This is a genomic window from Candidatus Tectomicrobia bacterium (assembly GCA_016192135.1).
GTDB lineage: Bacteria > UBA8248 > UBA8248 > UBA8248 > UBA8248 > 2-12-FULL-69-37.
In genome coordinates this window covers 20,701-27,324 of record JACPUR010000036.1, presented here as the reverse complement: position 1 = coordinate 27,324, position 6,624 = coordinate 20,701, and the positions used below count along the sequence as shown (strand labels likewise).

General features: G+C 66.9%; 6 protein-coding genes. All 6 read right to left on the bottom strand.

The window, feature by feature from the left end; genetic code table 11:
* Positions 1-1,512 (bottom strand): hypothetical protein (locus tag HYZ11_15115; GenBank protein MBI3128934.1); only part of this gene is annotated, 1,512 nt, incomplete at its 3' end.
* 114 nt (positions 1,513-1,626) lie between these two features.
* Positions 1,627-2,334, bottom strand: coding sequence for a cyclic nucleotide-binding domain-containing protein (locus HYZ11_15110; GenBank protein MBI3128933.1), 708 nt, complete (start codon positions 2,332-2,334; stop codon positions 1,627-1,629).
* Between the two features lie 137 nt (positions 2,335-2,471).
* Positions 2,472-4,007, bottom strand: coding sequence for a tripartite tricarboxylate transporter permease (locus tag HYZ11_15105; protein MBI3128932.1), 1,536 nt, complete (start codon positions 4,005-4,007; stop codon positions 2,472-2,474).
* A 17-nt stretch (positions 4,008-4,024) separates the two neighbouring features.
* Positions 4,025-4,501: a tripartite tricarboxylate transporter TctB family protein gene (locus tag HYZ11_15100; GenBank protein ID MBI3128931.1), complete on the bottom strand. Its 477-nt coding sequence runs from the start codon at positions 4,499-4,501 to the stop codon at positions 4,025-4,027.
* 13 nt (positions 4,502-4,514) lie between these two features.
* Positions 4,515-5,498, bottom strand: a complete 984-nt coding sequence (locus HYZ11_15095; GenBank protein ID MBI3128930.1) for a tripartite tricarboxylate transporter substrate binding protein — start codon at positions 5,496-5,498, stop codon at positions 4,515-4,517.
* A 249-nt stretch (positions 5,499-5,747) separates the two neighbouring features.
* Positions 5,748-6,431: a hypothetical protein gene (locus tag HYZ11_15090; protein MBI3128929.1), complete on the bottom strand. Its 684-nt coding sequence runs from the start codon at positions 6,429-6,431 to the stop codon at positions 5,748-5,750.
* Positions 6,432-6,624 lie beyond the last annotated feature (193 nt).

Sequence of the window (6,624 nt, the reverse complement as noted above, 5' to 3'; positions counted from 1 at the left end):
GGGGATGAACTCGGACTCCTCGACCTCGACCACCATGTTGATCGAGCCCGAGAGGTGGACGGTGGGCGTGATCTTGAGCTCGACGCCGCTCGAGATTTCCTTGGTGGAGGCGACGGCGGCGCCGCCCTCGACGCTCTGGACCACGATGCTCCGGTCCTCGGTGATCTTGAGGGCCGAGGTCTTCCCCGTCAGGGAGGCCAGGTAGGGCCGCGCGATGACGCGGGCCAGGTTCTTGCGGTAGAGGAGATCGATGCCCCCCCTGAACCGGAGGAACTCGACGAAGGCGTCCGGGGCGCGGTTGTAGGTGAAGGTGAGGGCGCGCAGCGTCTCGGACCCGATATTGGTCGTGAGGCTGCCGAACCGGTGCCGGAAGAAGTCGGCGATTGCGATGTTGAGGGACTCCAGGGCATCGGCGCTCACCTCGAGGAAGAGCACCTCGATCAGCACGTGCTGGGGCTCGCGGTCGATGGTCTGGAGAATCTTCCGCATCTTGAGGACCTGGTCCCTCGGTCCCCGGATGATCACCGTGTTCCGGGTGGCCTCGATGCCGAAACGGACGGGTTCCGCGCCGGGCTCCGACGGCCCGGCGCCGATCCCGATGCCGGGGATGGCTCCCGGCAGGGCGCCGGCCGCCGCGTCCGAGGGAAAGAGGCGGTTCAGTATCTTGTCCGCCGATTCCGAATTCAGGTGCTGCAGGGGGTACTCGACCGACACCTCGGGTTGGGGCGGCTTCCGCGACGCCCCGGGCGGCTCCGGGAGCGGGAGACCGGGCGGCTGCGGGAGCGGGAAACCGGGCGGCTCCGGAAGCGGGGCGCCGGGCGGCTGCGGGAGCGGGAGGCCGGGCGGCTGCGGCGGGGCGGCCGGGGCCTGGGGAACGTTCTGCACCATGAGGGTGGTCCGCCGGAACATGGCCGGCGGGAAGGAATCGCTGAAGCGGCTGGGCGGCTGGACGCCCGAGGCCGGCCCCGGCCCGGGGGCGGAAGGCGGCGGGGGGGGCGGGGCGGTTTCAGGCGCGGGCGCCGCCGGGGCCCCGGGGCCGTCGTAGGAGGCCCGGATGAACAGGATGCCTTCCTCGGACATGCTGGCCGAGTAGCCCTCGGAATTCAGGATGATGTTGATGGCGCGGATGAAGGGGACGTTCTCGAACCGTCCCGAGACGAGGCCCGCCAGCTTGACGTCCTGGAGGAAGAAGGGGATCTCGGTCTTCGCCAGGATAATCTCGACGACCTCCTTGAGGGAGGCGTTCTCCAGGTGGACGGAGACGAGGAAGTCCTTCTCCCCCTCCTTCCGGGTCACGTCGACCCGCTTGACCGCCCCCTTCAGCTCGGCGGCGCGGCGCTCCTTGGCTTGGGTGGCGTCCTTCTGGTAGGACTTGAATATCTCGTCGATGTCCTTGTCGGTGAAAAGGAGGTTGTTGCGCTCGCGGTCGGGATCGAGAAGGGCGGCGCAGCCCGCAACCCAAAGGCTGCCGCCGAGGACGAGGCAGGTCAATAACCGGGTTTTGGGCCGCATCCCTCGCCTTTCCGGCGCCATCGGACTTCCCGCCGTTCCCCTTTGCCGACCTTTCCGGATTTTATACTCCGGATGGGCGGAAAAGGCAAAATTCCCCGCCCGGCCGGAGGCCCCTCACTTGGCGCCGGCGCTGGCCGCGACGGCCGCCGTCTCGGACGTCAGCTTGTTGATCAGGTCGGCGCTCAGCACCGACTGCATCGCCACGTCCATGGTGGGGTTCCGGCGCAGCAGCTTCCGCAGGTCTTCCTGCGGCCAGGCCACGTACCGCGTGGGGCGGACGACCCGCACCGTGGCCGTCGCGTTCCCGCCCCGCAGGAAGGACATCTCCCCGATCATCGTCCCGTCGCGGAGGTGGACCACCTCGTGATCCTCCTTCACGATGGCCACCTCGCCGTTGTAGATCATGATGAGGTGGTTCACCGGCTGGTTCTGGACGGCGAGCAGCTCGCCCGGCCCCCCGTTCCGCCACTCCGCCAGGCGGATGATCTTGAGGAACTCCACCGGCGAGAATCGGCTGAACACCGTGCGGTAGAGCTCCTGCTCCTCCTCGGTGAAGGAGACGCCCCGGCGCTCCTTCACCAGCATGACGATGCGCACGACATTGATGGTCAGCAGGAGGGACTGCTCGACCAGGGCGAGCGAGGAGAAGCCGGCGAAGTACATCAGGACGAACCACAGCACCCCCGAAACCACCGCCAGGCTGCGCAGCAGCAGGATGTCGCGCATGACGTAGGCGAGGGCCGTGAGCAGGAAGGCGACGCGTTCGAGAAGAAACTGGAACGTCAAGGCCGCGGTGAGGCTGGTCAGCAGGTAATCGAGCATCTCGCTTCTGCCTTCGCATGAATCCGGATTAGACGCCGCGCCCGGGAACCCGGTGCCGCACGTGAAACCAGGGACGGATGAATTATATCGAAAATGAAGCCAATGTCATCTTGAGAAAGGACAGGGGGCGGAGGGCGCTAGGCCGGGAAAGGGGGGTGGGCCGCCGGGGCGCCGGCCGCCCGGCGCCGTTGCAGGAAATCCATCACGACCGGGTAAAGGAAAAGGGCCAAGGCTCCCAGGAGGAGGACGAGGGAGGTCGTCCGGGTGAGGAAGACGCTGAAATCCCCCTGGGAGATGATCAGGCTCTGGCGGAAGGCGGTTTCCGTGTCCTCCCCGAGCACGACCCCCACGACCAGGGGGGCCAGCGGGTAGTTCAGCTTCTTGAAGAGATAGCCTACGAGGCCGAAGAGCAGGACGAGCCACATGGTGGGCAGCGTGTTGTTCTCGGTGTAGCCCCCGATGAAGCAGAGCAGCATGATCAGGGGCACCTGGACGGTGAAGGGGATGCGGAGTATCTGGGCCCAGAGGGGGATGAAGAAGAGATTCAGGATCAAAGAAAGGCCCGCCGCGATGTACATGCTGGCGATGAAGCCCCAGACGACCTCGGGGTGGTCCTTCATCAGGAGCGGCCCTGGCTGGAGGCCCCAGATCATGACCGCTCCCAGGATGACCGCCGCCGTCGGGGAGCCGGGGATGCCCAGCGTCACCAGGGGCAGGAGCGAGCCCACCTCCGCGGCCGCGGCGGCGGACTCGGGGGCGACCACGCCCTCGAGGTCCCCCTTGCCGAACTTCTCCGGGTTCTTGGAGAAGCGCTTGGCGAGGCCGTAGCCCACGAAGGAGGCCGGGGTCGCCCCCGTGCCGGGCAGCACCCCGATCCAGAAGCCCGTGATGGTGGAGCGGAGGAAGGTCTTCCAGTAGCCGGCCATCTCCCGGACGGCGCCGGCCACGTCCCTCCAGCTCACCTTGGCCTTGACCGCGCCCTTCACCAAGATGTTCTCCTCCCCCGCACGGAGGAGCTCCCCCACCCCGAAGGCCCCCACCACCACCACCAGGAACTTGATGCCCGCCAGGAGCGGCACCAGGCCGAACGTGACCCGAGGGGTGCCGGTGACGATGTCGACGCCGACCGTGGTGAAGATGAGCCCCATCATGGTGGCCATCGCGGACTTGAGGACGCTTCCGCCCCCCAGCCCGGCCAGGGCGGCGTAGGCGAGGATGAGGACGGAGAAGTACTCGGGCGGGCCCCAGGTGAGGGCGTATTCCGCCAGCGGGCGGGCGAAGAAGGAGAACATCACGATGCAGACCGACCCCGCCACGAAGGCCGAGACGGCCGAGCCCGCGAGCGCCCGCGCGCCCTCCCCCTTGAGGGCCATGGGGTAGCCGTCGAAGGCGCTGGCCACGGCCATGGGGGTGCCCGGGATGTTGAAGAGGATGGAGGTGGCCGAGCCGCCGTAGATCGAGCCCATGTAGAGGCCCGAGAGGAAGATGAGGCCCGTCGCGGGGGGAAGCTGGAAGATGACCGGGAGGAAGAGGGCCGCCCCCTGGGTGGGGCCCAGGGCGGGGATGACCCCGATGACGGTCCCCGCGATGACCCCGCTCGCCCCGGCGATCAGGTTGGGGATGGTGAAGGCGACGGAGAGGCCGAACGCGAGATCGCTAAAAGTTTCCCACACGGTCCGCTCTCCCGGGCTCAGCCGAAATAGGGAATGACGCTGAAGATCCCCTGCGGGAGGAGGATCTGGAGAACCTGCTCGAAGATGATGTGGCTGGCGATGGGGATCCCGAGGCTCATGATGAGGACGGCGGGCCAGCGGTGGCGGCCGACGAAGCGGAGATAGACGAATATGTAGACAATGGCCGCCGTGTAGAACCCCACCAGGTAGGTGAGGATGAGCATCGCCGCCCCCGTCGCGACGATCTTGAGGACGGAAACCCACGCCGTCCGGTCATGGAAAAAGGGGACGTAGGAAGCCCTCGCTCCCGTGGTGAAAAGCCGGACGAGCTGGACGGTGCCGCAGAGGCCCAGGAGGGCGCCCAGCCAGAACGGGAAGAAACCCGGCTGGAACGCCTTCCCTGGCGTTCCGACGCCGACTTTATTCGCCTCCCCCATCACCGCGAGGGAGAAGGCGATGAAGCCCAAAGCCGTCAGGATTTCGATCTTCCGCATCGGCCCTTTCCCGTTACTTCTTGATCAAGCCGGCCTTGGTCATCAGGTCCTTGTGCAGCGCCTCCGCCCCCTCCAGCCACTTCACGTAGTCGGGCCCCGTCATGAACTGGGGCTTGAGCGCGCTGTCGCTGATGTACTTCTTCCAGTCGGCGGTCTCGGTGATGCGCTTCATGAGGCCGATGTAGTACTCCTGCGCCTCCTTGGGGATGCCCGGCGCGGCGAATATCCCGCGGAGCATGTTGTAGGACATGTCCTTCCCCGTGGCCTCCTTCATGGTCGGGATGGTGTCCCACATGGGGAGCTTGATCCGCTCGGTGTCTATTGTGGCCAAGGGGCGGACGCGCTTCGCCTGCCAATGCCCGCGGCACTCCGAGGGATTGTTGACCGTGGAGTTGACGTGCTTGCCGACCAGGTTGGCGCACACCGTCCCGCCGCCCTTGAAGGGGACGTAGATGAACTTGAGGCCGAAGTTCTGCTCCATCTGGACGGTGATGATCTGGTCCTCCTGCTTCGCCCCCGTGCCGGCCATCTTCATCTGGCCGGACTTGGCCTTGACGGCGGCGATGTAGTCCTTGGCCGTCTTGTAGGGGGACTCGGCGTTCACCCAGAGGACGAAGTAGTCGAGCGCCATCATCGAGATGGGCGTCAGGTCCTTCCAGTTGAAGGGCACGCCCGTGGCGAGGGGCGTCGTGAACAGGTTGGAGAGGGTGATGATGATCACGTGGGGGTTGCCCTTCTGGGACTTCACGTGCAGGAAGCCCTCGGCCCCCGCGCCCCCGGACTTGTTCACCACCAGGAAATTCACCGGCGCGAGCTTGCGCTTCTGGATGAGCGCGGAGATGTAGCGGGCCATGAGATCGGCGCCGCCCCCGGTGCCCGCCGGGATGACAAACTCGACCGGCTTGGTGGGCTGCCAGGCCGCGTGCGCGGCCCCGAAGGAGAGAATAAACGCCAGGACGGAGAAAGCGGTTGCCGCGGTTGCCAATCGTTGCCGCATGATCCTTCTCCTATTTGGAATTGGCATCGTCCGGGCGCGGAATGGGTCCGCGCCGCGCTAGGGACCCCTCCAAAAGCGTCAAGGCCGCGACCCCGCCGGAAAAGAAGCCCTTTTTCGGTCTGGTCCGCTTCGTATCGTGGATGATCCTCAAAGGATAGGGGAAAGTGAATGAATGTGCAACCACTTACTTTGCGATTTATTCCTGCTTTCGGGGGCATTTTCCCGGGTTTTCGGGCGGCCGTCGGAGCGTTATTCCCAGGTCAGGATGCGGACGTAGCCCTCGTCCGGGATTTCGGACCGGGGCGGCAGGCCCTCCGCCCGCTTGTGCATCTGGATGGTCTTCAGGTGGGCGTACGCCTCCCAGAGGATGTGACGGAAGGTGTACTCGAGGTCGAAGTGGAAGAGATCCGGGTCGGCCGGGTCCAGCCAGGCCCCCGTGGGATGGGGCTTGATCGAGAGCTCCCGCCACGCGCGCACGTCCTCGTAGGCGGGCGGGCGGCGCGCCCCCGGCGGGAGGCGCTCGGTGATCTCCTTCGCCCGCATCGAGCCCCGCGTCTCGCGCCCCAGCACCTCCCAGGCCAGGGCGAAGGCGTCCTCCTGCGCGGCCAGGAGGTCCCCGATGGCGTGGAAGCGCGCGGGGTTCATCATCCGGCCGGAGAAGCCCGTGCGCAGGAGCTCGGGGTCGCGCGGGAGGCCGTCGCCGAAGAGGATCCCCCCCCAGCGGTTGAGGATCCACCGGTAGGGCACCGACGCCATGTGGCTCACCTGGTCCCGGACGGACCAGAGGCCCCAGCTCTTCTCGGGGCGCCTGCGGTCGAGCTGCGCCTCGGTCAACCCCTCGACCTCGGCCCGGTAGAGGGCCGGGACGCGGGGGTAGTCCGGGAAGAGTTCGCGGCCGGGGATGCCAGGGGACGGGGAATCCGAGGCGGCCATTGTTTCCCTCTCCCGGAAGGATGATTTCCGTAGGGGCGAACCTGGTGTTCGCCCCCATTCATGCGTGGGATTACGGAACCGGGCGGGGGCTCCGCAGGGGCGATCGGCCGGTCGCCCCTGCGGACAAAACATGCAGAGACTCCGCAGGGGCGTATTGCCATACGCCCCTGCGGCGCAATGCCCCCGCGGCGGC